At 52.7% G+C, this 24226-nt stretch carries 23 protein-coding genes and 24 other annotated features; of the genes, 15 read left to right on the top strand and 8 right to left on the bottom strand.

The window, feature by feature from the left end; all coding sequences use genetic code 11:
- The first annotated feature begins 517 nt into the window (after positions 1-517).
- Positions 518-523 (top strand) — a ribosome-binding site (putative RBS for STM3083; RegulonDB:STMS1H003124).
- The 6 genes from STM3083 (at position 518) to speB (ending at position 6845) form a co-directional block, all read left to right on the top strand.
- The gene (locus STM3083; protein ID NP_461999.1) for a putative mannitol dehydrogenase occupies positions 518-1998 on the top strand. Within the gene, positions 526-1998 belong to an annotated coding region; the region does not span the whole gene. (Overlaps the previous feature by 6 nt.)
- Positions 1990-1995 (top strand) — a ribosome-binding site (putative RBS for STM3082; RegulonDB:STMS1H003123). Its footprint overlaps the gene before it by 6 nt.
- Positions 1990-3017 (top strand): putative zinc-binding dehydrogenase gene (locus tag STM3082; protein NP_461998.1). Within the gene, positions 2001-3017 belong to an annotated coding region; the region does not span the whole gene. Before STM3083 ends, STM3082 begins: the two co-directional genes overlap by 9 nt.
- 9 nt (positions 3018-3026) lie before the next feature.
- Positions 3027-3032, top strand: a ribosome-binding site (putative RBS for STM3081; RegulonDB:STMS1H003122).
- Positions 3027-4038 (top strand): L-lactate dehydrogenase gene (locus tag STM3081; RefSeq protein ID NP_461997.1). Within the gene, positions 3031-4038 belong to an annotated coding region; the region does not span the whole gene. Its footprint overlaps the feature before it by 6 nt.
- Before the next feature lie 32 nt (positions 4039-4070).
- Positions 4071-4076, top strand: a ribosome-binding site (putative RBS for STM3080; RegulonDB:STMS1H003121).
- Positions 4071-4550, top strand: a protein-coding gene (locus STM3080; RefSeq protein ID NP_461996.1) for a putative mannitol dehydrogenase. Within the gene, positions 4077-4550 belong to an annotated coding region; the region does not span the whole gene. (Overlaps the previous feature by 6 nt.)
- 213 nt (positions 4551-4763) lie before the next feature.
- Entirely contained in the window at positions 4764-5720 is a 957-nt protein-coding gene (locus STM3079) for a putative hydrolase or acyltransferase (protein NP_461995.3), read from the top strand.
- 192 nt (positions 5721-5912) lie between these two features.
- Positions 5913-5918 (top strand) — a ribosome-binding site (putative RBS for speB; RegulonDB:STMS1H003120).
- Positions 5913-6845, top strand: a protein-coding gene (speB, locus tag STM3078; protein ID NP_461994.1) for an agmatinase. Within the gene, positions 5925-6845 belong to an annotated coding region; the region does not span the whole gene. Its footprint overlaps the feature before it by 6 nt.
- 100 nt (positions 6846-6945) lie before the next feature.
- Here speB and yggG read toward each other — a convergent pair.
- Positions 6946-7717 (bottom strand): putative Zn-dependent proteases with possible chaperone function gene (gene yggG / locus STM3077; RefSeq protein ID NP_461993.1). Within the gene, positions 6946-7704 belong to an annotated coding region; the region does not span the whole gene.
- Positions 7712-7717, bottom strand: a ribosome-binding site (putative RBS for yggG; RegulonDB:STMS1H003119). It overlaps the preceding gene by 6 nt.
- Before the next feature lie 251 nt (positions 7718-7968).
- Positions 7969-7974: a ribosome-binding site (putative RBS for tktA; RegulonDB:STMS1H003118), on the top strand.
- On the opposite strand from yggG, the gene tktA reads away from it, so the two are divergent.
- Positions 7969-9971, top strand: a protein-coding gene (tktA, locus tag STM3076; protein ID NP_461992.1) for a transketolase 1 isozyme. Within the gene, positions 7980-9971 belong to an annotated coding region; the region does not span the whole gene. (Overlaps the previous feature by 6 nt.)
- A gap of 43 nt (positions 9972-10014) precedes the next feature.
- Here tktA and STM3075 read toward each other — a convergent pair.
- The 5 genes from STM3075 to STM3071 all read right to left on the bottom strand — a co-directional run bounded on the left by STM3075 (position 10015) and on the right by STM3071 (position 13072).
- Positions 10015-10677 (bottom strand): putative ABC-type cobalt transport system gene (locus tag STM3075; RefSeq protein ID NP_461991.1). Within the gene, positions 10015-10671 belong to an annotated coding region; the region does not span the whole gene.
- The gene (locus STM3074; RefSeq protein NP_461990.1) for a putative ABC-type cobalt transport system occupies positions 10665-11348 on the bottom strand. Within the gene, positions 10665-11342 belong to an annotated coding region; the region does not span the whole gene. Before STM3074 ends, STM3075 begins: the two co-directional genes overlap by 13 nt.
- Positions 10672-10677 (bottom strand) — a ribosome-binding site (putative RBS for STM3075; RegulonDB:STMS1H003117). (Overlaps the previous gene by 6 nt.)
- A complete protein-coding gene (locus STM3073) occupies positions 11330-12037 on the bottom strand; it encodes a putative ABC-type cobalt transport system (protein NP_461989.1) in 708 nt (235 codons plus the stop codon). The genes STM3074 and STM3073 overlap by 19 nt, the downstream gene beginning before the upstream one ends.
- Positions 11343-11348, bottom strand: a ribosome-binding site (putative RBS for STM3074; RegulonDB:STMS1H003116). (Overlaps the previous gene by 6 nt.)
- Positions 12038-12622, bottom strand: a protein-coding gene (locus STM3072; RefSeq protein NP_461988.1) for a putative inner membrane protein. Within the gene, positions 12038-12616 belong to an annotated coding region; the region does not span the whole gene.
- Positions 12617-12622, bottom strand: a ribosome-binding site (putative RBS for STM3072; RegulonDB:STMS1H003115). Its footprint overlaps the gene before it by 6 nt.
- Before the next feature lie 19 nt (positions 12623-12641).
- The gene (locus STM3071) for a putative DNA-binding protein (protein ID NP_461987.1) occupies positions 12642-13072 on the bottom strand. Within the gene, positions 12642-13067 belong to an annotated coding region; the region does not span the whole gene.
- Positions 13067-13072: a ribosome-binding site (putative RBS for STM3071; RegulonDB:STMS1H003114), on the bottom strand. Its footprint overlaps the gene before it by 6 nt.
- A gap of 157 nt (positions 13073-13229) precedes the next feature.
- Positions 13230-13250: a protein binding site (putative binding site for CRP, RegulonDB: STMS1H000116), on the top strand.
- Positions 13251-13270: 20 nt separating this feature from the next.
- Positions 13271-13279 (top strand) — a -35 signal (putative -35_signal for epd; RegulonDB:STMLTH004573).
- On the opposite strand from STM3071, the gene epd reads away from it, so the two are divergent.
- The 6 genes from epd to yggE all read left to right on the top strand — a co-directional run bounded on the left by epd (position 13271) and on the right by yggE (position 19615).
- The gene (gene epd / locus STM3070) for a D-erythrose 4-phosphate dehydrogenase (RefSeq protein ID NP_461986.1) occupies positions 13271-14487 on the top strand. Within the gene, positions 13441-14487 belong to an annotated coding region; the region does not span the whole gene. It overlaps the preceding feature by 9 nt.
- Positions 13287-13295, top strand: a -10 signal (putative -10_signal for epd; RegulonDB:STMLTH004573). It overlaps the preceding gene by 9 nt.
- Positions 13431-13436: a ribosome-binding site (putative RBS for epd; RegulonDB:STMS1H003113), on the top strand.
- Before the next feature lie 10 nt (positions 14488-14497).
- Positions 14498-14503, top strand: a ribosome-binding site (putative RBS for pgk; RegulonDB:STMS1H003112).
- Positions 14498-15672, top strand: a protein-coding gene (gene pgk, locus STM3069; protein ID NP_461985.1) for a phosphoglycerate kinase. Within the gene, positions 14509-15672 belong to an annotated coding region; the region does not span the whole gene. (Overlaps the previous feature by 6 nt.)
- Positions 15673-15759: 87 nt before the next feature.
- Positions 15760-15765 (top strand) — a ribosome-binding site (putative RBS for fba; RegulonDB:STMS1H003111).
- Positions 15760-16853 (top strand): fructose-bisphosphate aldolase gene (gene fba, locus STM3068; RefSeq protein ID NP_461984.1). Within the gene, positions 15774-16853 belong to an annotated coding region; the region does not span the whole gene. It overlaps the preceding feature by 6 nt.
- 214 nt (positions 16854-17067) lie before the next feature.
- Positions 17068-17073 (top strand) — a ribosome-binding site (putative RBS for yggB; RegulonDB:STMS1H003110).
- The gene (gene yggB, locus STM3067) for a hypothetical protein (RefSeq protein NP_461983.1) occupies positions 17068-17940 on the top strand. Within the gene, positions 17080-17940 belong to an annotated coding region; the region does not span the whole gene. Its footprint overlaps the feature before it by 6 nt.
- A gap of 186 nt (positions 17941-18126) precedes the next feature.
- Positions 18127-18132 (top strand) — a ribosome-binding site (putative RBS for yggA; RegulonDB:STMS1H003109).
- Positions 18127-18775, top strand: a protein-coding gene (gene yggA, locus STM3066) for a putative LYSE family amino acid transport protein (RefSeq protein NP_461982.1). Within the gene, positions 18140-18775 belong to an annotated coding region; the region does not span the whole gene. It overlaps the preceding feature by 6 nt.
- A gap of 82 nt (positions 18776-18857) precedes the next feature.
- Positions 18858-18863: a ribosome-binding site (putative RBS for yggE; RegulonDB:STMS1H003108), on the top strand.
- Positions 18858-19615 (top strand): putative periplasmic immunogenic protein gene (yggE, locus tag STM3065; RefSeq protein NP_461981.1). Within the gene, positions 18869-19615 belong to an annotated coding region; the region does not span the whole gene. (Overlaps the previous feature by 6 nt.)
- Before the next feature lie 265 nt (positions 19616-19880).
- Here the strand turns inward: yggE and iciA are convergent.
- Positions 19881-20792, bottom strand: a protein-coding gene (iciA, locus tag STM3064; protein ID NP_461980.1) for an inhibitor of replication initiation. Within the gene, positions 19881-20774 belong to an annotated coding region; the region does not span the whole gene.
- Positions 20787-20792, bottom strand: a ribosome-binding site (putative RBS for iciA; RegulonDB:STMS1H003107). It overlaps the preceding gene by 6 nt.
- Before the next feature lie 120 nt (positions 20793-20912).
- Positions 20913-20918, top strand: a ribosome-binding site (putative RBS for rpiA; RegulonDB:STMS1H003106).
- Between iciA and rpiA the strand changes: the two genes are divergently transcribed.
- Both rpiA and serA read left to right on the top strand, forming a co-directional pair.
- The gene (gene rpiA, locus STM3063; RefSeq protein ID NP_461979.1) for a constitutive ribosephosphate isomerase occupies positions 20913-21587 on the top strand. Within the gene, positions 20928-21587 belong to an annotated coding region; the region does not span the whole gene. Its footprint overlaps the feature before it by 6 nt.
- Before the next feature lie 252 nt (positions 21588-21839).
- Positions 21840-21845, top strand: a ribosome-binding site (putative RBS for serA; RegulonDB:STMS1H003105).
- Positions 21840-23085, top strand: a protein-coding gene (gene serA, locus STM3062) for a D-3-phosphoglycerate dehydrogenase (protein ID NP_461978.1). Within the gene, positions 21853-23085 belong to an annotated coding region; the region does not span the whole gene. (Overlaps the previous feature by 6 nt.)
- Before the next feature lie 380 nt (positions 23086-23465).
- Here serA and ygfA read toward each other — a convergent pair.
- The gene (gene ygfA, locus STM3061; protein NP_461977.1) for a putative ligase occupies positions 23466-24028 on the bottom strand. Within the gene, positions 23466-24014 belong to an annotated coding region; the region does not span the whole gene.
- Positions 24023-24028: a ribosome-binding site (putative RBS for ygfA; RegulonDB:STMS1H003104), on the bottom strand. It overlaps the preceding gene by 6 nt.
- Positions 24029-24226: the final 198 nt, after the last annotated feature.

The following is a 24226-nucleotide window of genomic DNA, read 5'->3' as shown; positions in this document are numbered from 1 at the left end:
TTTCCTGTTTTAAATCAATGGATTAATTTGCCAATTACGTCTAAAGGCGGCTCACTCCTCATCGCTTTAGCAGCGACCCGGATGATCAAAACCGTAACTGATGTTCTTAGGTTAATGTTGATGCTGATAATAAATTGAGTTCATTAATTCACTAGACAAATTATCAGGTTTGGTTTGCTGTATTTCGGGTGATTATTGAACCAATCATGCGTGACATATACACTTGCAGCGGGCGTGTTATTCAATAAGATATTGTTTTTCATGTGGTTTAATGATTACGGGTTGTATGGGTGGTATGCCAATTTGTGGCCGATTTTTCTAATCAAAATCACGCTTTTGTGAATCGTAAAATTTATCCTGAGAAGTGCTTTTTATAACTAATTGATAAATAAATTATTTTTATTCATTGGCTATTAGTCAGCATACCATGGTAAAGAATCTGGTGCCATGAGTGTGATCATATTCACGGATTTTGGTATGGTGTTTAAGCAGAATTGGTAAACAAAACAGGAGTGGGAAAAATTCATGGACACCATAGCTCGCCAGTTAGACGCCGCAAGGCACCAATTCAAAACGACTTATTCACGTCAGGGAATGGAAGCCAACATCGTACATATTGGATTTGGCGCCTTTCACCGTGGTCATCAGGCTGTTTATAACGATCTCACGAATGAGATAACCGGCAACCGCTGGGGGATTTTTGAACTGAATCTGTTCGGCGATGCGGAGCTGGTGGATGCGCTAAATGCGCAACAGGGGCTGTTTTCAGTGGTGGAAACGTCAGCCAGCGCCATCAATAGTCGCCTGGTTCGTACCATCACCGGCGCGTTGCATACGCCGAAGTCAGGTATTCAGGCGGCGATCGAGAAGCTGACTGAGCCGCAGGTAAAAATTGTTTCGTTGACGATAACGGAAAAAGGTTACTGCACCGATCCACGGTCCAGAACGCTCGATCTCAGCCATCCGCTCATCAAACACGATCTTGCCGATCCTGAACATCCCCGGTCAGCACTCGGACTGATCGTCGAAGCGCTACGGATACGCCGCCAGCAAGGGCTTCCCCCGTTTAGTGTACTGTCGTGCGATAACATTCCGGAAAACGGTCATTTGACCAAAACGGCGATCGTTACGTTTGCCGATAATCTCGATCCGCAACTGGCGGCCTGGATAGCGAAGCATGTCACCTTTCCTGGCACCATGGTCGATCGCATCGTGCCGGCAATGACGCCAGAGCAATTTGACATGATTAAAGACCAGATCGGTTTTGCCGATCCCTGCGGCATCGTATGCGAGGATTTCCGTCAGTGGGTTATCGAAGATAATTTCGTTGCCGGTCGTCCTGACTGGGATAAAGCAGGGGCGATGTTCGTCTCGGACGTGCTTCCCTATGAAGAAATGAAACTTCGTATGCTGAATGGCAGCCATTCGTTTCTCGCCTATAACGGCAGCCTGGCCGGATATGAGTTTATCTATCAGTGCATGGAAGACGACGCTTTTAAAACCGCCGTACATCATTTAATGACGGAAGAGCAGGCAAAATCGCTGCGCCCGAATTTGGCGGTAGATGTACATCAATATGCGCAGTTGCTCATTGATCGATTCAGCAACCCGAATATTAAACATAAGACCGGACAGATTGCGATGGACGGTTCTCAGAAGCTGCCTCAGCGGGCCGTCGATCCTTATCTGACGCTCCAGGCGCGCGGTGTTAAGGGCAGGGCGTTAGCGACGCTGATTGCGGGCTGGCTCCATTACGTCATTAATACGCTCTCTCAGGGGCAGAGCGTGGCCGACCCGCTCAATGATACCTTCAATGCGGCTATTAAAAATAAAAACACGCGATGGGAACAAGCGCTGTCTTTGCTGCAGATAAATAGCATCTTTGGAACGCTGGCCAGCGACAACGCAGACTTTTTAAACAACATTCAGCAGGCCTTTAACCATATTGAATTACATGGCGTCACGGCCACCATTCACCGTTTATCTTCAAAGGGTTAAGTATGAAAACGCTTATCTGTAATAATCCGGGAAATATCGAATACATTGAAAGGGATATTCCTCATTTAAAAGACGATGAAGTACTGTTAAAAATTAAAGCGGTTGGTATTTGCGGCACCGATATCCATGCGTTTGCCGGTCGCCAGCCCTTTTTTGCCTATCCGCGCGTGCTGGGTCATGAAATTTGCGGCGTGGCTGAAATGTTAGGTAAATCGTGCAGCACGGCGAAGGTCGGCCAACGCTATAGCGTTATTCCCTGTATTCCTTGCGGCGCTTGCGCAGCCTGCCGGGAAGGAAAAACCAACTGCTGTGAGAACGTCTCGCTGTATGGTGTTCACCAGGACGGCGGCTTTAGCGAATATCTGGCCGTTCGTGAACAAAATCTGGTTGAACTGTCGGATAACCTCACTGACAGCGCGGGCGCGCTGGTTGAGTGTTTCGCCATCAGCGCCCATGCAGTACGCCGCGCTGACGTGAAGCCGCAGCAAAACATTGTGGTGGTCGGCGCCGGGCCGATTGGGCTGGCCGCCGCCGCGATAGCAAAAGCCAAAGGCGCTCGCGTCGCGGTAGCTGATATTGACGCCGAACGCCGTCGTCTGGTCGCCGAAAAGGTAGGCGTTGCAACGCTCGATCCGTCGTCAGACGACTATATTGATGCGCTGAAAGCCTGTTTCTCCGGTGAATTAGCCGGCACTGTGCTTGATGCCACCGGCAATAAATCCTCCATGAGCCGCGCTGTCGATCTGATTCGTCACGGCGGAAAAATCGTCTTCATCGGGCTGTATATCGGCGAGCTCGTCATTGACGATCCGACCTTCCATAAAAAAGAGACCACGCTATTGAGCAGCCGTAACGCGACGCGGGAAGACTTCGAATGTGTCATTGAGCTAATGGCTCAGGGCGCTATTAGCGAAACAATGATGAAAAACCAGGAATTCGATTTCTATACGTTCGGCAACCAGTACCAGAAGAACGTGGTAGAAAACAAAAAATTGGTTAAAGGCGTTATCAAATTTTAATAGCGGGATAGTTATGTCAACAATATTAGTCAAAGAAAATGAATTGAAAGCGCTGGCGTTTAATAAACTCACCCAGGCGGGTCTTGACGCGCAAACGGCGCAGCAGGTAGCCGACGTTTTGGTTCATGCCGATATTACCGGCGTTCACTCCCACGGCGTTATTCGCGTAGAGCACTATTGTACCCGCCTGAACGCAGGCGGGCTCAATCCAAAAGCAACATTCAGCATCGAACAGATTTCGCCTTCAGTCGCTATTCTGGACTCTGATGATGGAATGGGACACTGCGCGCTGATAAAGGCGACAGATCACGCTATTAGTCTGGCGAGAGAGACGGGGCTGGGTTTCGTCAGCGTCAAAAATACGTCCCACTGCGGCGCGCTCTCGTGGTTCATTGAGCAGGCGACAAGCCAGGGAATGGTGGCTATCGCCATGACGCGAACGGATACCTGTGTTGCGCCGTATGGCGGCGCGGAGCGCTTTCTGGGGACTAACCCAATCGCCTTCGGCTTCCCCGTTAAAGACAGCCATCCGATGATCGTCGATATGGCGACCAGCGCCATTGCGTTTGGTAAAATTCTGCACGCCAAAGAAACCGGGAAACCAATAGGTCATGGTCTGGCGCTGGATAAAGAGGGACATATCACTACCGATCCGCATAAAATTGAAAATCTGCTGCCCTTTGGCGGACACAAAGGTTCTGGTATTGCCCTGGCGATTGATGCGCTCACGGGCGTCCTGATGGGGGCAAACTTTAGCAACCATATTGTTCGGATGTATGGCGACTATGACAAGATGCGCAAGTTAGCGAGTCTGGTTATCGTTATTGATCCGCAGATGTTGGGCAATCCGCTGTTTTCCTCAATAATGAGCACAATGGTCAATGAGCTAAGGGCTGTAAAACCGATGCCCGGTGTTGATAAAGTGCTGGCGCCAAACGATCCGCAAATCGCCTATAAAGAAAAATGTTTAAAAGAAGGTATTCCTGTGGCTGAAGGTATTTACCAGTACCTGATTGGCTGATAATTATAATCACGACCATTATTTAGGATAACTATAGTATGCTATATGGAAATATAGAGCAGCTTACTTTATTACCTTACGTTAACCACATTATTAAAAAACTTATCATCGAAGCGGTGAAGATAGCTGAAGATCAGCCTGCTGGTAGATATGAACTTTCTTTCCCGGAGTCATTTCTTATGATAAGCGAAGGAGAAACACACTCTTCGTTAAACCGCAAAGCTGAACTTCATAAAAAATATATCGATGTTCAGATTTTACTAAGCGGTTATGAGGAGATTGGCTATTCCAACAAAATTGATACCAGGATAAAGGAGCTTGAGCATCTTCCTGATGACATCATCTTTCCTGAATGTGTCGCTAATGAGCAGTTCGTTACATTAAATCCTGGCGATTTCGCGCTTTTTTATCCCAACCAGGTCCACCGTCCGCTTTGTACGCGTGGTAAACCTGCGCCGGTTAAAAAAGCGATTGTGAAAATTCCGGCCACGGCATTTAGCGAGTCAAGCTAGTCTTGTCAGGCGAAGGAATAAAGAAAGCGCTAAATGCAATTCAGGAAGAGACCTTCAAGTCATCCTGAATTACAGCCAGAATGAATAAGGTGGCACTTTTCTGACTTCAGAGCCTTTTCGCGTTGGGGTTAATCGCGGAAAGGCTTTTTACGTTCTGTAAAAAGAGGATGCGGGGTCTCCCCGGTAAATAAGTGAAAATGATACAAATCGATTTTGATGTTATTTTTGTTCAATCTGAATAATATGGTCTTTTACACGGAAAGTGATTGGCGAGGTGTTATGAATCATATTTTTAAATTAGCATTTATTTTTATTATCAATATTATATTTTTAATAAATGCTTCAGCAACAACGATGGACAAAGATAAATTTGTGGAAGCGAATGGTATCAAAATTCATTACGTTGAAGAGGGCGAGGGGCCTCCGCTGCTGTTGATTCACGGTGGTGGTCTGACGGCGAAAAGTTGGCAGGGATTAGCGAAAGAGGCATCTCGATATTTTCGCGTCATCATGCCGGACAGTCGTGGACATGGATTAACCAATAACCCGCAAGGAACGTTTAGCTATGATCTGATGACGGAAGATATGGCGGCTTTTGTTAAAGCGCTGAAGCTGGAAAAACCGCTGGTGATGGGTTACAGCGATGGCGGCATGGTCGTTCTGAAGTTAACCAGCCGATACCCGGATCTAGCGCGCGCTGCTATCGTCGGCGGCGCAACGCATCGCTTTGCTACGACCCATTACATGCAGGGGATGGAAATTTTTTATGGTAAAGGAATGCCTCAGGGGCAATTGACGGATCGCGATCTGGATAAAATGGCTTCGGATGCGCCCGGGATGGTTAAATTTTATCAGAACATGCATCATCCAGAGCAAAAAGACTACTGGCGCACGTTCCTCAAAGGTGTCTGGCCAATGTGGACAACGCCCACATCGCTGGCGGAAGAAGAGGTGAAAAAAATCCACATTCCTGTGCTATTACTGGACGGCGACCGGGATGAATTTTTCACCGTTGAAGAAGTTACCGAGCTGTACCGGCTGCTGCCTCAGGCGGAGATGACCCTCATTCCCGGTAGCGGTCACGCCATTTTCCAGACGCCAGGAAAAACACCGCTGTTTTACGCATTAGTGCTTGAGTTTTTACAGCGGCAAATCCCTAAGGCCTCTTAACTGACCGCGATGGACGTATGAGCCTACTGATTTGCGCTGGATATATATTTTTTTCGGGCGTTGTCTACTGTACCTGGCTAAACTGACTTCAATAATGCGGTCTGTCAGAGTAAACTTTGAGCCGTAAACAAATTCAAACCCTTCCTCGTCGGGCCTAACGACGCGGGAGGGTTTTTTTATATTGACTAAGAAGAGGTTTTTGCCATGAGCACCTTAGGTCATCAGTACGATAACTCACTGGTTTCTAATGCGTTTGGTTTTTTACGTCTGCCAATGAACTTCCAGCCGTATGACAGCGATGCCGACTGGGTGATCACTGGCGTACCGTTTGATATGGCAACGTCCGGTCGCGCTGGCGGCCGTCATGGCCCGGCGGCGATCCGTCAGGTGTCGACCAACCTTGCCTGGGAACATCACCGTTTCCCGTGGAATTTTGACATGCGCGAGCGCCTGAACGTCGTGGACTGCGGCGATTTGGTGTATGCGTTTGGCGATGCCCGTGAAATGAGCGAAAAATTACAGGCGCACGCTGAAAAACTGCTGTCTGCAGGCAAGCGTATGCTCTCTTTCGGCGGCGACCACTTCGTCACGCTGCCGCTGCTGCGCGCCCACGCGAAACATTTTGGCAAAATGGCGCTGGTACATTTTGATGCGCATACCGATACCTACGCTAACGGCTGCGAATTCGATCACGGCACGATGTTCTACACCGCGCCGAAAGAAGGCCTGATCGATCCGCATCATTCGGTACAGATCGGTATTCGTACTGAGTTTGACAAAGACAATGGCTTTACCGTGCTGGATGCCTGCCAGGTCAACGATCGCGGCGTGGATGATATTCTCGCTCAGGTGAAACAGATCGTCGGCGATATGCCGGTCTATCTGACCTTTGATATCGACTGTCTGGACCCGGCGTTTGCGCCTGGCACCGGTACGCCGGTGATCGGCGGTTTGACCTCCGATCGCGCCATTAAACTGGTACGCGGTCTGAAAGATCTGAACATTGTCGGTATGGATGTAGTGGAAGTCGCGCCGGCTTACGATCAGTCGGAGATCACCGCTCTGGCGGCCGCGACGCTGGCATTAGAAATGCTCTATATCCAGGCGGCGAAGAAGGGCGAGTAAGTTGTTTTGCCGGATGGCGCTGCGCTTATCCGGCCTACAGCTGATTGATGCTTGTAGGCCGGATAAGGCGTTCACGCCGCCATCCGGCACTGTTCGGGGATTATTTGATCCCGTCCGCGCTCATACGATCGCGCACATGCTGTGCGCGTGCGGCGGACGCCGGGTGATCGTCGAACATCGAGCTTTGACGACCCGCTTCCAGTTTTGCCAGTTTCTCAAAGCTGGTGGCGAGTCCTGCCGGACTGATACCGCGTTTGCGCAACAGATCGTAAGAATAATCATCCGCTTCGGACTCCTGACGCTGAGAGAACTGCGAGTTCACCAGTTTTTCGCCAAGATCGCCAAGCTGTGATTGCGACAGGCTGCCGACTACGCCTCCTGCCGATGCCGCCGCAACACGAACGGCGTTAGTGCCCAGCGCGACCTGCATCCCTTTCTTTACATGACCCAGCGCGACATGGCCCATTTCATGGCCGATCACGGCTTCAACTTCGTTGTCGGTCATCATATCCATCAGTCCGCTGTAGACGCGGATACAACCGTTCGCCATGGCAAACGCGTTGACGTCTTTCGTCTCGTAAACCTTATAGTTCACCGGCTGGCCGTTAATGTTATCCCCCAGCGCGGCGGCAATTTTTGCCAGTCGTTTAGTGTATTCGCTGCTCGCCGGCGCGATTTTCGCTTTACTGTCGAGCTCTTGACAGGATTGATCGCTCAACGCTTTTACCTGCGCATCGCTTAACGTATAGGCCTGAAAAGCTTCAGCGCCCGAAGAAAGCAGTCCATTAGAGTCCATATTCTGGCAACCGGTCAGCACCGTCGCCATGCCCAAAGCAAGCAGTAAAGCGCGAATTTTCATTTTTCTCTTCCATACGAATCAATATTATTTTGAAATGCGCCCGTTGCAGATGAATTAGCGCCTGGGTTAAGTATAAAGAAAAGCATGGCAGGCAAGTTAGCTAATTGCGCAACATACGAGCATGATCCGGAGATTTCTGAAGCGGTAAAAGGATGTTCCATGTACATGACGCGCGGCTTGGGGTAAATTGTTGGCAAATTTTCCGGCGTAGCCCAAAACGCGCTGTCGTCAAGTCGTTACGGGCATGGCCTTTCAACATCCGATCTGGAGTCAAAATGTCCTCACGTAAAGAGCTTGCCAATGCTATTCGTGCGCTGAGCATGGACGCAGTACAGAAAGCCAAGTCCGGTCACCCGGGTGCCCCGATGGGTATGGCTGACATTGCCGAAGTCCTGTGGCGTGATTTCCTGAACCACAACCCGACCAACCCGTCCTGGGCCGACCGCGACCGCTTCGTGCTGTCCAATGGCCACGGCTCAATGCTGATTTACAGCCTGCTGCACCTCACCGGTTATGACCTGCCGATGTCCGAGCTGCAGAATTTCCGTCAGCTACATTCAAAAACCCCTGGTCACCCGGAAGTGGGCTACACCGCTGGCGTTGAAACCACTACTGGCCCGCTGGGTCAGGGTATTGCCAACGCCGTCGGGATGGCGATTGCCGAGAAAACTCTGGCGGCGCAGTTTAATCGTCCTGGCCACGATATCGTTGACCACTTCACCTACGTCTTTATGGGCGACGGCTGCATGATGGAAGGCATTTCTCACGAAGTGTGCTCTCTGGCTGGTACTCTGAAACTGGGCAAACTGATCGCGTTCTATGATGACAACGGTATCTCTATCGATGGTCATGTTGAAGGCTGGTTCACCGATGACACCGCGAAACGTTTTGAAGCCTACGGCTGGCACGTTATCCGTGGCATTGACGGTCACGATGCCGACGCCATTAAACGCGCCACGGAAGAAGCTCGCGCCGTGACTGACAAACCGTCCCTGCTGATGTGCAAAACCATCATCGGTTTCGGTTCGCCGAACAAACAGGGTACCCACGATTCCCACGGCGCGCCGCTGGGCGACGCGGAAATCGCGCTGACCCGCGAACAGTTGGGCTGGAAATACGCGCCGTTCGAAATCCCGTCTGAAATCTACGCCCAGTGGGATGCGAAAGAAGCCGGCCAGGCGAAAGAGTCTGCATGGAATGAGAAATTCGCGGCTTATGAGAAAGCCTTCCCGCAGGAAGCTGCTGAATTCACTCGTCGTATGAAAGGCGACATGCCGGCTGACTTCGATGCGAAAGCGAATGAGTTCATCGCTAAACTGCAGGCGAATCCATCCAAAATCGCCAGCCGTAAAGCGTCCCAGAATACCATCGAAGCCTTCGGTCCGCTGTTGCCGGAATTCCTCGGCGGCTCCGCTGACCTGGCTCCTTCTAACCTGACCCTGTGGTCCGGTTCGAAAGCGATTAACGAAGATGCCGCAGGTAACTACATTCATTACGGTGTGCGCGAATTCGGTATGACCGCTATCGCCAACGGTATCGCCCTGCACGGCGGTTTCCTGCCGTACACCTCCACCTTCCTGATGTTCGTCGAATATGCCCGTAACGCAGTGCGTATGGCAGCGTTGATGAAACAACGTCAGGTGATGGTGTACACCCACGACTCCATCGGTCTGGGCGAAGATGGCCCGACGCACCAGCCGGTCGAGCAGGTGGCAAGCCTGCGCGTAACGCCGAACATGTCCACATGGCGTCCGTGCGACCAGGTGGAATCCGCGGTGGCGTGGAAATATGGCGTAGAGCGTCAGGATGGCCCAACCGCGCTGATCCTCTCCCGTCAGAACCTGGCGCAGCAGGAACGTACTGAAGAGCAACTGGCGAATATCGCCCGCGGTGGTTACGTACTGAAAGATTGTGCGGGCCAGCCGCAGATTATCTTCATTGCGACCGGTTCAGAGGTTGAGCTGGCGGTTGCCGCTTACGAAAAACTGACTGCCGAAGGCGTGAAGGCGCGCGTGGTTTCCATGCCGTCCACCGACGCGTTCGACAAGCAGGATGCGGCTTACCGTGAATCCGTGCTGCCGAAGGCGGTCTCTGCGCGTGTGGCGATTGAAGCGGGTATCGCTGACTACTGGTTCAAATACGTCGGCCTGAACGGCGCTATTGTCGGGATGACCACCTTCGGTGAGTCTGCTCCGGCAGAGCTGTTGTTTGAAGAGTTTGGCTTCACGGTGGACAACGTGATCGCCAAAGCGAAAGCACTGCTGTAATCCTTAATACGGCATAAAACGGGTCGCTTCGGCGACCCGTTTTTTATTCTCCCTTTGACAACCTGCCGTTTTCCAGCCGTACCACCCGTGAAAAATGACGCCGGGTAAACGCAGCGTCATGGCTAATCGCGACGACGCTGGTTCCCCGTGCCCGGCATGTCGCCAGCCAGTGTTCAAATACGGTTAGCCAGTGGGCGTCAAAATCCCGGCTGGGTTCATCCAGCAATAACACAGGCGGCGCTATCGCCTCCAGACTGGCGACCGCCACCATCCGGCGCTGTGCGGCGTGCAGATCAAGCGGGTGTGCCTCGGCGACGTCCGTTAGCTGGCATAACCGCAGCGCGGCCTGCGTGCGCCGTGAAATTTCCTCCGCCGATAAGCGTTGTAGTTTCAGCCCAAAAGCGACCTCTTGCGCGACATTGCTGTGGAAAATCTGGTTTTCCGCTTCCTGAAAGAGTACGCCGATAGCGGCGGCGCGTTGACGATTTTTAAGCTGCGCAATCGGCTCTCCATTAAGCGTTACCGAGCCGGAAGCGGGGGAAAGCAGGCCGGCCATAATCCGTAACAGCGTTGATTTTCCCGCGCCGTTATCGCCGGTCAACGCCAGCCATTCGCCGTCACGAAGTTTAAGCGAGATAGCGTGCAAACAGTCGGCTGCGGCATCCGGCCAGCGATAAGCGACCTGATTTAACGTCAACATAATGGGGTTAGCGCTCCGTCGCGCAATTGCCATACCCGCTGGCATCGCGTCAGAAAAGGAAAATGATTACGCTCAAAAAGCACAATGAGAGAATGACGTTCCAGCGCCCACTGTTGTAACCGTTCCAGCAGCATCCCGGTGGCCGCTGACGTCAGCCGACTGAAGGCTTCATCAAGAATTAACAGTCTGGGCTGCATGGCAAGCGCGCTGGCAATTACTACCCGCTGCGTTTCGCCGCCGGAGAGCGTGCCGGGATGGCGATGGCGTAACGACTGGCAGTTTGTCAGGGTCAGCGCCTCGTCAATGCGCCGTAGAATCTCCGCTTCATGGAGGCCGAGATTCTCCGGGCCAAACGCCACCTCTTCCTCTACGCTAAAGGTACAGCCGGAAAGCTGTAAATAAGGCGATTGCTGCACCAATTGGATGGTGGGCGACTGTTCTACCAGCGGGAGCCGCCCGATAGGGACGCCAAGCAGTAAGCCTGTGCCGTCAATATCACCGGGGAGATAATCCGGATACCAGCCAGCCATCAGTTGCGCCAGCGTACTTTTTCCGCTGCCGTTATCGCCGACTATCGCCACTATTCCGGGTGTTGAATAGTGGAAATCAAAACATGCCGGCGGGCGTGTCGCATCGGACGGAAGATAACGAAACTGCTCTAACGTAACCATATCCATACTCCCGCTTCCGCCAGTATTAGCAGTACCATGCCATACCGCGCAACCCGTTGTAACACGCTATCTTTCGGCGCCCACAGCGTGGTTCGGGCTCGATGCAGCCGAAACCCCCGCATATCCAACGCCGCGCCGCGTATTGTCAGATCGTTAAGCGCATTTTGCGTAAGCGGCACGATCAGCGCAGGCATTGCCCGTAGCCGCTGATACCAGCCTTCATCCAGCGGTACGCCACGCGCGCGCTGGGCTTCATGAACGATCGTCAGTTGTCGTTTGAGCTGTTCGACGACCAGCAGAGGGCCAGCGAACAGGTAAGCGATGCCGGGCGGCAGACGTGAAGCGAACAGGGCGCGAATAAACCGCTGAACCGGCACATACTGCATCCATAGCTGCGACGTCGACACGATCGCCAGCAGACGTAGCCATAGCGTAACGGCATATACCCAGCGCTGCGGATCGCGAGGCTGCCCGCTTATCCATTCCGTTAGCCAACCGCCATGTACCAGCCATAGCCCAAACCCTAAAGACAGCATCAGCCAGGCGACATACTTCGCCCGCCGCCGCGTTGATTTCAGCGCCAGCAGACAGAGGAAGGCCGCCGCGCTATAAACCGGGAGCACGGTCTGCGCAGGGAGTAGCAGCGTGGTGCAGGCCGCCAGCGCCCATAAGGTTAACGAGGTAAACGGATGCATTTAGCGTACGGCTGACATCGCAGGAAAATGCCGTGTCGTACGTAACGGTAGCTGACGCAGCAGCACCCAAACGATGATCGCCGTCAGAATTTTATCGACCAGATTAGCGCCTATGACGGTAATCGCGACCGACTCCACCAGGTTTTGGCCCATTGAATGCATCCAGGCGACGAATAAATCAGCGCCGCTGCCGGTAACGCCGCCAAAAAGCGCGGTACGAAGCGGTACGGCGACCAGCGTCACCGCTAACGTAATGACGACCCCGCTGACGATCACTTTGGGCAGGGTACGAAACCAGCCTGCGCGCGCCAGCCACCCGGCGACCAGACCGATAACCATCGCTACCGGGGCAAACGCGGCAGCGATAGGATCGGTAAGCAGCCCCCACAGCAAGTTGGTTAGAAGCCCAGTCAACATGCCGATGAACGGCCCTAACAGCACCGCGCTAATTAAGGTGCCGATCGAGTCGAGAAAAATAGGCAGCTTCAACATGCTAATAAGCTGTCCGCCAATCATATTGATGGCAATAGCGATGACAATCAGCACCAGGGACTGGCTGGAAAACGGGCGACGCGCCATAAAGTACCTCTTAAAGAGTCGTCAATTAACGGGAAGAAATATGCAGTTCGTCATAACCGGAAATGGCGCACGGTTGACGGCTGAACGTCAGCGCTGGCAGCTCGCCGATAACCAGTTCCAGCGTGGTACGCACGGTACACCCTGGCATCATATGGCCGCCGAGCATAACCCCGTAGGGATCCGATACCGCGAGATGCAGATGCTCGCCGGTCAATTCAAGCGTGCCGTTTAGCGAGATAACTTCAAACGTGCCGGTGAGCGATGTGGTCGCCTCTTGCCCGGCATAACGCAGCGCAACATCGGTCAGACTGCCGGTACACCCTGCTATCCAGGCGGCACGTAATTGGTTCTGTTGCACAAAGGCGTGTAATTGGGAAAACACTTCCTGGCCGGGAAGCAGACGAAGCGCGTAAAAGCGCGCTGTAGAGGCATTGTGGTGAGATACAGTCATCGTTACAGGACTCCGAGACTCGGACGTGGCGCTGATAATATAGACGCTGGCGACAGCGCTTTCTGATATAAATCAGTATTTGTGACGCGACGATGAAAAGATCTGACGGATGTACTGGTGATTCTTAAATATGGAATAAATTGCAGCGTAAGCGGCCATGAAATGTGATGCAGGTCAGATAACTGTCTTCTTCGACTGGACAAACATTCCTTTTATTCCCCGTTTCGCTTATTCTAGCTGAAGCGTTTCAGTTAATTAAATGTTCGACAATTAACCAATCAGTCGCAGTTTGCGACAGGTGAGGTTTTACTCGACGATGAGCTGCATTACTCTGTCAGCCTCATCTGAATCGGGATAGCCTTGCAGGAGACCTATGACCGTACGCATAGCGATTAATGGCTTTGGTCGCATCGGGCGTAACGTGGTTCGTGCTTTGTATGAATCCGGACGTCGCGCGGAAATTACCGTGGTGGCCATCAACGAGCTGGCGGATGCCGCAGGCATGGCGCATTTGTTGAAATACGATACCAGCCACGGGCGTTTTGCATGGGAGGTTCGCCACGAGCGCGAGCAGCTTTTTGTCGGTGACGATGTCATTCGTATTCTGCATGAAAGAACGCTGGCGGATCTGCCGTGGCGCGAACTGGGCGTGGATGTTGTGTTGGATTGTACGGGCGTATATGGCAACCGGGAGCATGGCGAGGCGCATATTGCCGCTGGCGCGAAGAAAGTGCTCTTTTCTCATCCGGGCAGCAACGATCTTGACGCCACCGTCGTTTTTGGCGTGAACCAGAACCAACTGCGTGCGGAACATCGTATTGTCTCAAACGCGTCCTGTACCACGAATTGCATAATTCCCGTCATTAAATTGTTGGATGATGCTTACGGCATCGAGTCTGGTACCGTCACGACGATCCACTCTGCGATGAACGATCAGCAGGTGATCGACGCGTATCACTCCGATCTACGGCGCACGCGCGCGGCCAGCCAGTCGATTATCCCGGTAGATACAAAACTGGCGGCAGGCATTACGCGTATATTCCCGCAGTTTAACGACCGTTTTGAGGCGATTGCGGTGCGCGTTCCAACCATTAATGTGACGGCGATCGATTTAAGCGTAACGGTGAAAAAACCAGTAAAAGCCAGTGAAGTCAACCAGTTGCTGCAAAAAGCAGCACAAGGTGCATTTCATGGTATAGTTGACTATACGGAATCACCGTTGGTCTCGATAGATTTTAACCACGACCCGCACAGCGCCATTGTTGATGGCACGCAAACCCGGGTCAGTGGCGCCCACCTGATCAAGACGCTGGTCTGGTGCGATAATGAATGGGGCTTTGCTAACAGGATGCTCGACACCACGTTAGCGATGGCCGCAGTTGGTTTCAGGCTCGACGCGTCAGCGTCGACAAAACTTTAAGCATCATTGAGAGGATTCACCATGTCTGTAATTAAGATGACCGATCTGGATCTGGCCGGGAAACGCGTTTTTATCCGTGCGGATCTGAACGTACCTGTTAAAGAAGGGAAAGTGACCAGCGACGCGCGTATCCGCGCTTCTCTGCCGACCATCGAACTGGCTCTGAAACAGGGCGCGAAAGTGATGGTAACTTCCCACCTGGGTCGTCCTACCGAAGGCGAGTACAACGAAGAATTCTCTCTGCTGCCGGTTGTTAACTACCTGAAAGACAAACTGTCTAACCCGGTTCGCCTGGTCAAAGATTACCTGGACGGCGTTGACGTGGCCGAAGGTGAGCTGGTGGTTCTGGAAAACGTTCGCTTTAACAAAGGCGAAAAGAAAGACGACGAAGCGCTGTCTAAAAAATACGCCGCCCTGTGTGACGTATTCGTGATGGACGCCTTTGGTACTGCGCACCGCGCGCAGGCTTCTACCCACGGTATCGGCAAATTTGCTGATGTTGCGTGCGCAGGCCCGCTGCTGGCCGCTGAACTGGATGCGCTGGGTAAAGCGCTGAAAGAACCGGCTCGTCCGATGGTGGCTATCGTTGGTGGTTCTAAAGTATCTACCAAACTGACCGTTCTGGATTCCCTGTCTAAAATCGCTGACCAGCTGATTGTCGGCGGCGGTATCGCCAACACCTTCGTTGCCGCTCAGGGCCACAGCGTCGGTAAATCCCTGTACGAAGCTGACCTGGTTGACGAAGCAAAACGTCTGCTGACCACTTGCGATATCCCGGTTCCGACCGATGTTCGCGTTGCCACCGAGTTCTCCGAAACCGCACCGGCGACTCTGAAATCCGTTAACGACGTGAAAGAAGACGAGCAGATCCTGGATATCGGCGATGCTTCCGCTCAGCAGCTGGCTGAAATCCTCAAGAATGCCAAAACCATTCTGTGGAACGGCCCGGTTGGCGTGTTTGAGTTCCCGAACTTCCGTAAAGGGACTGAAATCGTGGCGAATGCCATCGCTGATAGCGAAGCGTTTTCCATCGCTGGCGGCGGCGACACCCTGGCGGCAATCGACCTGTTCGGCATTGCTGACAAAATTTCCTACATTTCTACTGGCGGCGGCGCATTCCTCGAATTCGTGGAAGGTAAAGTTCTGCCAGCCGTAGCGATGCTCGAAGAGCGCGCTAAGAAGTAATCGTTACGGGCAGGGATTCCTGCCCGTTGATTTATCGCCGATCTGACATTCAGGGCGGCCCGTGTTTTTTCCCAAAGCCCGACGATACAGGACAACGAAACATGTCTAAAATTTTTGATTTCGTAAAACCAGGCGTGATCACTGGTGATGACGTACAGAAAGTGTTCCAGGTAGCAAAAGAAAACAATTTTGCTCTGCCGGCAGTTAACTGCGTGGGCACTGATTCCATCAACGCTGTTCTGGAAACCGCTGCAAAAGTTAAAGCACCGGTCATCGTTCAGTTCTCCAACGGCGGCGCTTCCTTCATCGCGGGTAAAGGCGTGAAAACTGACGTACCTCAGGGCGCGGCAATCCTGGGCGCTATCTCTGGCGCGCATCACGTTCACCAGATGGCTGAACACTACGGCGTTCCGGTTATCCTGCACACTGACCACTGCGCGAAGAAACTGCTGCCGTGGATCGATGGCCTGCTGGACGCGGGTGAAAAACACTTTGCGGCTACCGGTAAACCGCTGTTCTCTTCTCACATGATTGACCTGTCTGAAGAGTCTCTGCACGAAAACATCGAAATCTGCTCCAAATACCTGGCGCGCATGTCCAAAATTGGCATGACTCTGGAAATCGAACTGGGTTGCACCGGTGGTGAAGAAGACGGCGTGGACAACAGCCACATGGACGCTTCTGCTCTGTACACCCAGCCGGAAGACGTTGATTACGCGTACACTGAACTGAGCAAAATCAGCCCGCGTTTCACCATTGCCGCTTCCTTCGGTAACGTACACGGCGTTTACAAGCCGGGTAACGTGGTTCTGACCCCGACCATTCTGCGTGATTCTCAGGACTATGTTTCTAAGAAACACAACCTGCCGCACAACAGCCTGAACTTCGTTTTCCACGGCGGTTCCGGTTCTACTGCTCAGGAAATCAAAGACTCCGTAAGCTACGGCGTAGTGAAAATGAACATCGATACCGATACCCAATGGGCAACCTGGGAAGGTGTTCTGAACTACTACAAAGAAAACGAAGCGTATCTGCAAGGTCAGCTGGGCAACCCGAAAGGCGAAGATCAGCCGAACAAGAAATACTATGACCCGCGCGTATGGCTGCGTGCTGGCCAGACTTCGATGATCGCTCGTCTGGAAAAAGCATTTAAAGAACTGAACGCGATTGACGTTCTGTAATATAGTCTGCTGATTGAAATGGCTTCCCTTGGGAAGCCATTTTTTTATCGTTATTTCCGGAGAGCGGCGTTAGTTAGCGCTTTCATCCGGCCAACTCACAATGTACCTGCCTTTTTTGGGATGATGCCGAAAAATGGCATATTCTTCTGTTTTTGTTTACCTTTAAAAAGTTCTTTTCGTGAGAATGATCTCATTTGCTTGTTTTGCTATGACCAAGGAATATTGAATGGAAGATTTGAATGTTGTCGACAGCATAAATGGTGCGGGCACCTGGCTGGTACGCAACCAGGCGTTATTGCTCAGCTATGCTGTGAATATTGTTGCGGCTATCGCTATTATCATCATCGGCTTGATTGTAGCGCGCGTGATCTCCAATACGGTAAATCGTCTGATGCGTGCGCGTCATATTGATGCGACAGTGGCCGACTTTCTTTCTGCGCTGGTGCGCTATGGGGTTATCGCTTTTACGCTGATTGCGGCTCTGGGTCGCGTGGGGGTTCAAACCGCCTCGGTTATTGCCGTACTGGGCGCCGCTGGTTTAGCCGTTGGCCTGGCATTACAGGGATCGCTTTCTAACCTTGCGGCTGGGGTATTGCTGGTTATGTTCCGTCCGTTCCGCGCCGGTGAGTATGTCGATTTGGGCGGCGTTGCCGGTACGGTACTGAACGTGCAAATCTTTTCCACGACAATGCGCGCGGTAGACGGCAAAATTATTGTGATTCCGAATGGCAAAATTATCGCGGGAAATATCATCAACTATTCTCGTGAGCCGGTTCGCCGTAACGAATTCATTATTGGGGTGGCCTACGATTCGGATATCGATCAGGTGAAACAGCTGCTAACGACGATTATCGAGTCCGACGATCGTATTTTAAAAGATCGCGAAATGACGGTGCGTTTGAATGAGCTGGGCGCCTCATCAATTAATTTTGTGGTGCGTGTCTGGAGTAAAAGCAGCGACCTGCAAAATGTCTACTGGGACGTGCTGGAACGTATTAAACGTGAATTCGACGCCGCTGGTATTAGCTTCCCGTACCCGCAGATGGACGTCAATTTTAAACGCGTGAAAGATAACGCCGCGGAGTAATTTTCTCCCGCGCTGCCTGCCGGCGCTGCGCTTATCCGCCTCCAGTATTCTCTGGTTATTGAGCGGATAAGCGTAGCCGCTATCCGTTATTCAGTCTCTTTATTAGCTTTTCTTATTAGTGATTAAAATTATCAATTTCCGCTAATAATATTCCCGCGCTATAGTCTGCCTTTAAGAAAAACAGCTCAGGGTAGTTAACGTGATATCTTATTATTTTCAAGGGTTTGCCCTTGGCGCCGCCATGATCCTTCCGCTTGGCCCGCAAAATGCGTTTGTGATGAATCAGGGAATTCGTCGCCAGTACCACCTCATGATAGCGCTGCTTTGCGCGTTAAGTGATTTAGTCCTGATTAGCGCCGGTATTTTTGGCGGTAGCGCGTTGCTGATGCAGTCGCCGTGGCTGCTGGCGCTGGTCACATGGGGCGGGGTCGCGTTCTTGTTATGGTACGGTTTTGGCGCGCTGAAAACGGCAATGAGCAGTAATCTGGAGCTGGCCAGCGCCGAGGTTATGAAGCAGGGGCGCTGGAAAATTATTGCTACGATGCTGGCGGTAACGTGGCTGAATCCGCACGTTTATCTGGATACGTTTGTCGTGTTGGGCAGTCTCGGCGGACAACTGGCTATGGAGCCAAAGCGCTGGTTCGCCCTCGGCACGATTAGCGCGTCGTTCTTATGGTTTTTTGGGTTAGCGCTACTGGCGGCCTGGCTTGCGCCTCGACTGCGTACGGCGAAAGCTCAACGCATTATCAACATTCTGGTTGGGGTGGTGATGTGGCTTATCGCCTTCCAACTGGCGCGGGAAGGCGTCGCGCATATGCACGCGCTTTTCAACTAAGCGTTGTCTGATGGACAACAGGCCGATATCCGCTAAGCTTGCCTGCATGCGCCCTGTATATCAGGGCAATGACTGCAATATGGAGGAGAGACTGTGAAGTTCAAAGTGATGGCCCTGGCGGCATTAGTGGGTTTAAGTGCAATGTCGGCGCAGGCAAGCGAATTGCCGGAAGGCCCGCACATCGTGACTTCCGGTACGGCAAGCGTCGATGCTGTGCCTGATATCGCCACCTTAGCGATTGAAGTGAACGTCGCGGCGAAGGACGCGGCGACGGCGAAGAAGCAGGCCGATGAGCGCGTGGCGCAATATCTTTCCTTCCTTGAGCAAAATCAGATTGCGAAAAAAGACATTAGCGCGGCGAATCTGCGCACGCAGCCGGATTATGATTACCAAAACGGTAAAAGCATTCTGAAAGGGTATCGTGCGGTGCGAACCGTTGAGGTGACGCTGCGTCAGTTAGATAAACTTAATTCTCTGCTGGACGGCGCGCTGAAGGCGGGTCTGAACGAGATTCGTTCGGTATCGCTGGGCGTGGCGCAACCGGACGCCTATAAAGACAAGGCCCGCAAAGCCGCCATTGATGACGCGATTCATCAGGCGCAAGCGCTGGCAGCCGGTTTTAACAGCAAATTGGGGCCGGTTTACAGCGTTCGTTACCATGTCTCTAATTATCAGCCGAGTCCGGTGGTGCGAATGATGAAAGCCGCAGATGCTGCGCCGGTATCTGCGCAGGAAACTTACGAGCAGCCGACCATTCAGTTCGACGATCAGGTCGATGTGGTATTCCAGCTTGAACCTGGAACAGGGCAGACGTCGACAACGGCCGCCAGCACGCAGTAATCTCACCCGGCCTGGGCGCTTCCAGGCCGCGTTTTCTCCCGGTGTTCTCGTTTTTTGCTCCGTATTACGCATTGAAATGAAGATTTGCTAATACGGTGAGCGTTTTGAATCGCCTTGTCGCCAGCAAAAAATAGCCAATGGCGCGTCGTTTTTTGCCGCCTGAACGCAATGATTTTGTGATGAACTTCAAAGAAGTGACGAGGGAATAATGGGTCATGCAGGCCGGATAAGACGTTCACGCCGCCATCCGGCATTCATAGAGAGGCTAATCCTGACGCAGCACCTTGTGCCCGTACTCCAGCAGCGCGTCGGTCACTTTGCGCATCATCCGGCTTTCCGGGGCAAAGCGGTGCCAGTAAAGCATCCGGCGCTGCAGCAAACCAGGCGTTAAGTTGATCAACTCGCCGCTTTCCAGCTCTTTCTCAATCTGCAGGTGAGGGATCATGCAGCAGGTCGTGCCCTGACGCGCAAGCTGTACAAATGCTTCGGATGAATTAACGATATGGCACGGCACGCTGCCGGGCGGTAGATCGAAATTCTGTTGCAAAAAGGCCTGATGCATATCATCCAGATGGTCGAACGCGACGGCGGGCGCTTTTAGCAGCGACGACCGGGTAACGCCATTGGGGAAATAGCGCTCGGCAAACGGCTTTGACGCGACAAACAGATAGTCGAGTGCGCCCAGTTTGTCCACCAGGCAACTGGGTAGCGCCTGATGCTGAATACTCACCGCGCCCACCACCTCGCCGCGCCGCAGACGTTCTTGCGTGCGCGTTTCATCTTCCACCTGTAAATTGAGACGGATAGGGGAGTCCGCCAGTACCGGCGCCAGCGCCGGAAGCAGCCAGGTCGCCAGACTGTCGGCGTTAACCGCCAGCGACAGCAGCAGCGGCGTAGAGCCGGTTTGTTCATCGCCCAGCCACTCTTCTTCCAGCAGTTCAACCTGACGCAGCAGAGCCAGTAATTTTTGCCCTTGCTCCGTGGGGCGAGGAGGAACGGTACGCACCAACAAAGGTTGTCCGAACATATTCTCAAGCTGTTTTATGCGCTGTGAGACGGCGGATTGCGTGATGCACAGCTTCTGGGCGGCGCGCTCGAATCCTCGTTCACGTATAACGGCATCCAGCGCCTGTAGTGTTCTGTAGTCCGGACGTTTCATTGTTGTGTCATGCTCCTGTTATTTTTTTCCGCACTATGACATAAATTTGCCGTCGGTACAGATGAAATCCGTAGCCTGTGTACGGACACGGAGATTTTTCCCGACAATGTTCTATAATGCGGCTGTATTTTCACACCACAGGCGAAACGATCTATGACGCAGGATGAACTGAAAAAAGCGGTAGGATGGGCGGCACTTCAGTATGTACAGCCCGGCACCATTGTGGGCGTTGGTACAGGCTCAACGGCCGCACACTTTATTGATGCGCTGGGCACAATGAAAGGCCAGATTGAAGGCGCGGTCTCCAGCTCGGACGCCTCGACTGAAAAACTCAAAGGCCTCGGTATTCATGTGTTTGATCTCAACGAAGTGGATAGCCTGGGCATCTATGTCGACGGCGCGGACGAAATCAACGGTCATATGCAGATGATCAAAGGCGGCGGCGCGGCATTAACCCGTGAGAAAATTATTGCTTCCGTGGCAGAGAAATTTATCTGTATTGCGGATGCCTCTAAACAGGTGGATATTCTTGGCAAATTCCCGTTGCCGGTCGAAGTGATTCCGATGGCGCGCAGCGCGGTCGCTCGTCAACTGGTGAAGCTGGGCGGGCGTCCGGAGTACCGTCAGAACGTGGTCACGGATAACGGCAACGTGATTCTGGATGTTTATGGTATGGAAATCCTTGATCCCATCGCGCTGGAAAACGCCATTAACGCGATTCCGGGCGTCGTGACCGTAGGGTTGTTCGCCAACCGTGGCGCCGATGTCGCACTGATCGGCACGCCGGACGGGGTGAAAACCATCGTAAAATGATCCCGCCAGGCGTATTTCCTGCCGCGTAAAAAATTCGGTCAGGGCAAATTTGGTGACATGTATCACGTTTAATCGTTTGCCCTGCCGATCCCTCCAAAGAAAAAGTTATTCCCGGTATTTTCATCTGCTATTTCCCGCTGTATGCGATTCCTTCACGACGCTGGCGCAAACGTTCATATTGCCGTGATAATTTTTTTTGATATGTTGAAGGACGGATGCAAATCCACACACAACATCAGATGGCAAAAAAGACAGGATCGGGGAAATGGCAAAGGTATCGCTGGAGAAAGATAAAATTAAATTTCTGCTGGTTGAAGGGGTGCATCAAAAGGCGCTGGAAAGCCTTCGTGCGGCAGGTTACACCAACATTGAATATCACAAGGGCGCGCTGGACGCTGAACAGTTGAAAGCGTCCATCCGCGATGCCCACTTCATCGGTCTGCGATCCCGTACTCATCTGACAGAAGAAGTGATTAACGCCGCAGAGAAGCTGGTGGCGATTGGCTGTTTTTGCATCGGCACCAACCAGGTGGATTTAAATGCGGCGGCAAAACGCGGTATTCCGGTCTTTAACGCGCCATTCTCGAATACCCGTTCCGTGGCGGAGCTGGTGATTGGCGAGCTATTGCTGCTGCTGCGCGGCGTGCCGGAAGCGAACGCCAAAGCGCACCGCGGCGTATGGAATAAACTGGCGGCGGGATCGTTCGAAGCGCGCGGTAAAAAGCTTGGCATTATCGGTTACGGCCATATCGGAACGCAGTTGGGCATTCTGGCGGAATCGCTGGGGATGCATGTCTATTTCTATGATATTGAAAATAAACTGCCGCTCGGTAATGCAACTCAGGTGCAGCATCTGTCTGAATTGCTGAATATGAGCGATGTGGTCAGTCTGCACGTACCTGAAAACGCCTCCACCAAAAACATGATGGGCGCAAAAGAGATTGCCCTGATGAAGCCGGGTTCGCTGCTGATTAACGCCGCGCGCGGTACGGTGGTAGATATCCCGGCTTTGTGCGACGCGCTGGCGACGAAACATCTGGCGGGGGCGGCTATCGACGTCTTCCCGACGGAACCGGCCACTAATAGCGATCCGTTTACCTCTCCGCTGTGCGAATTCGATAACGTGATCCTGACGCCGCATATCGGCGGCTCGACGCAGGAGGCGCAAGAAAACATCGGTCTGGAAGTCGCAGGAAAACTGATTAAGTACTCGGATAACGGCTCGACGCTGTCCGCCGTGAACTTCCCGGAAGTGTCGCTGCCGCTGCACGGTGGTCGTCGCCTGATGCACATCCACGAAAACCGCCCGGGCGTATTGACCGCGCTTAACCAGATCTTTGCCGAGCAGGGCGTTAACATTGCCGCACAGTATCTGCAAACCTCCGCCCGAATGGGGTATGTGGTAATTGATATAGAAGCCGATGGCGATGTGGCGGAGAAAGCGCTGCTGGCGATGAAGGCGATTCCGGGCACCATTCGCGCCCGTCTGCTGTACTAATTTCCGCTAAATGGGCAGGAGATGACCTGCCCATCCTTTCTCTGGTTTCCCTGCCTCAACATCTCTTCGTGTAACGCATACATTCTGTTTTCGAGCCTTGCCGCAATTGGTAATTAAAGGCAGCGTTGCGTGTTGTACAGCAATAAAAGGAATTTACGATAAGGGCTCAGCATAGCGCTGAAACGGGAAAGCCCCTACCGAGGCAGGGGCTCTAAAAAGGAAAGGGACGATGATGAGATACGTCATCATGCTGCTGATCCTGTTAATCATCGCTTGCCCAGCATATTAACAGTGAGTACGCAGGAGGGAGGTTCGCCTCCCTCACCCTTCACCGAGAAATTTAGGTCAAAAAAGCGACGCTGTCAATCGACAAAACACGGCTACCACTCCCAAATTTTGGACGGCGTCACCACCGCAGGCAGCGGGATATCCCACTCTTTAACCGGCAACTTTTCCACTAACTGGCAATCATGCGCGTAGCCCACAGGTAGGATCTTATGCTGCTGCCAGTTTTGCAACGTACGGTCATAAAATCCGCCGCCCATCCCCAGGCGCTGCCCGTCTTCGTCAAACGCGACTAACGGCGTTACCAGCACATCCAGCTTTGCCAGCGGCAATACGTCGCGGACATCAAGCCGTGGCTCCTGAATCTTTAAGCGGTTGGTCACCAGCACACTCTGCGGATAATAGTGCAGGAACAGGAGGTTGCCAGGGCTGAAGGGATGAAGAACCGGAAGGTAGACGCGCTTGCCCGCTCGCCATAGCTGTTCAATCAGCGGCTGGGTGTCGAGTTCGCCATCAAAGGAGAGAAACACGGCGACAGTGTGCGCCATCACGACGGGAGGAAAGCTGAGCATTCGGGCGGCGGCCTGTTGACCAAAACGGCGTTGCTGCTCTGGCGTTAGCGCACGGCGACGTTGCCGAATCATCCGGCGGATTTCTTGTCGTGATAAAGAGAGTTCGGGAAGTTGCGTCATGGCTGTCGCCAGTCAGAAGGGGAATCTCCGAGATGCCGCCGCAGGCTGTAACCCTTGAACCCTTGGTTCAAGGTGAATGTGTCGTCACAGTTTTAAGGCTTCTCGGACGAACCGAGCATGCTCACCAACCGCGGAGCGCCACATTCTTGTGGTATGAAATATCG

This window comes from Salmonella enterica subsp. enterica serovar Typhimurium str. LT2 (assembly GCF_000006945.2).
GTDB lineage: Bacteria > Pseudomonadota > Gammaproteobacteria > Enterobacterales > Enterobacteriaceae > Salmonella > Salmonella enterica.
Note: the sequence above shows the minus strand (reverse complement) of the source record. Positions and strands in the feature narration are given on the sequence as shown.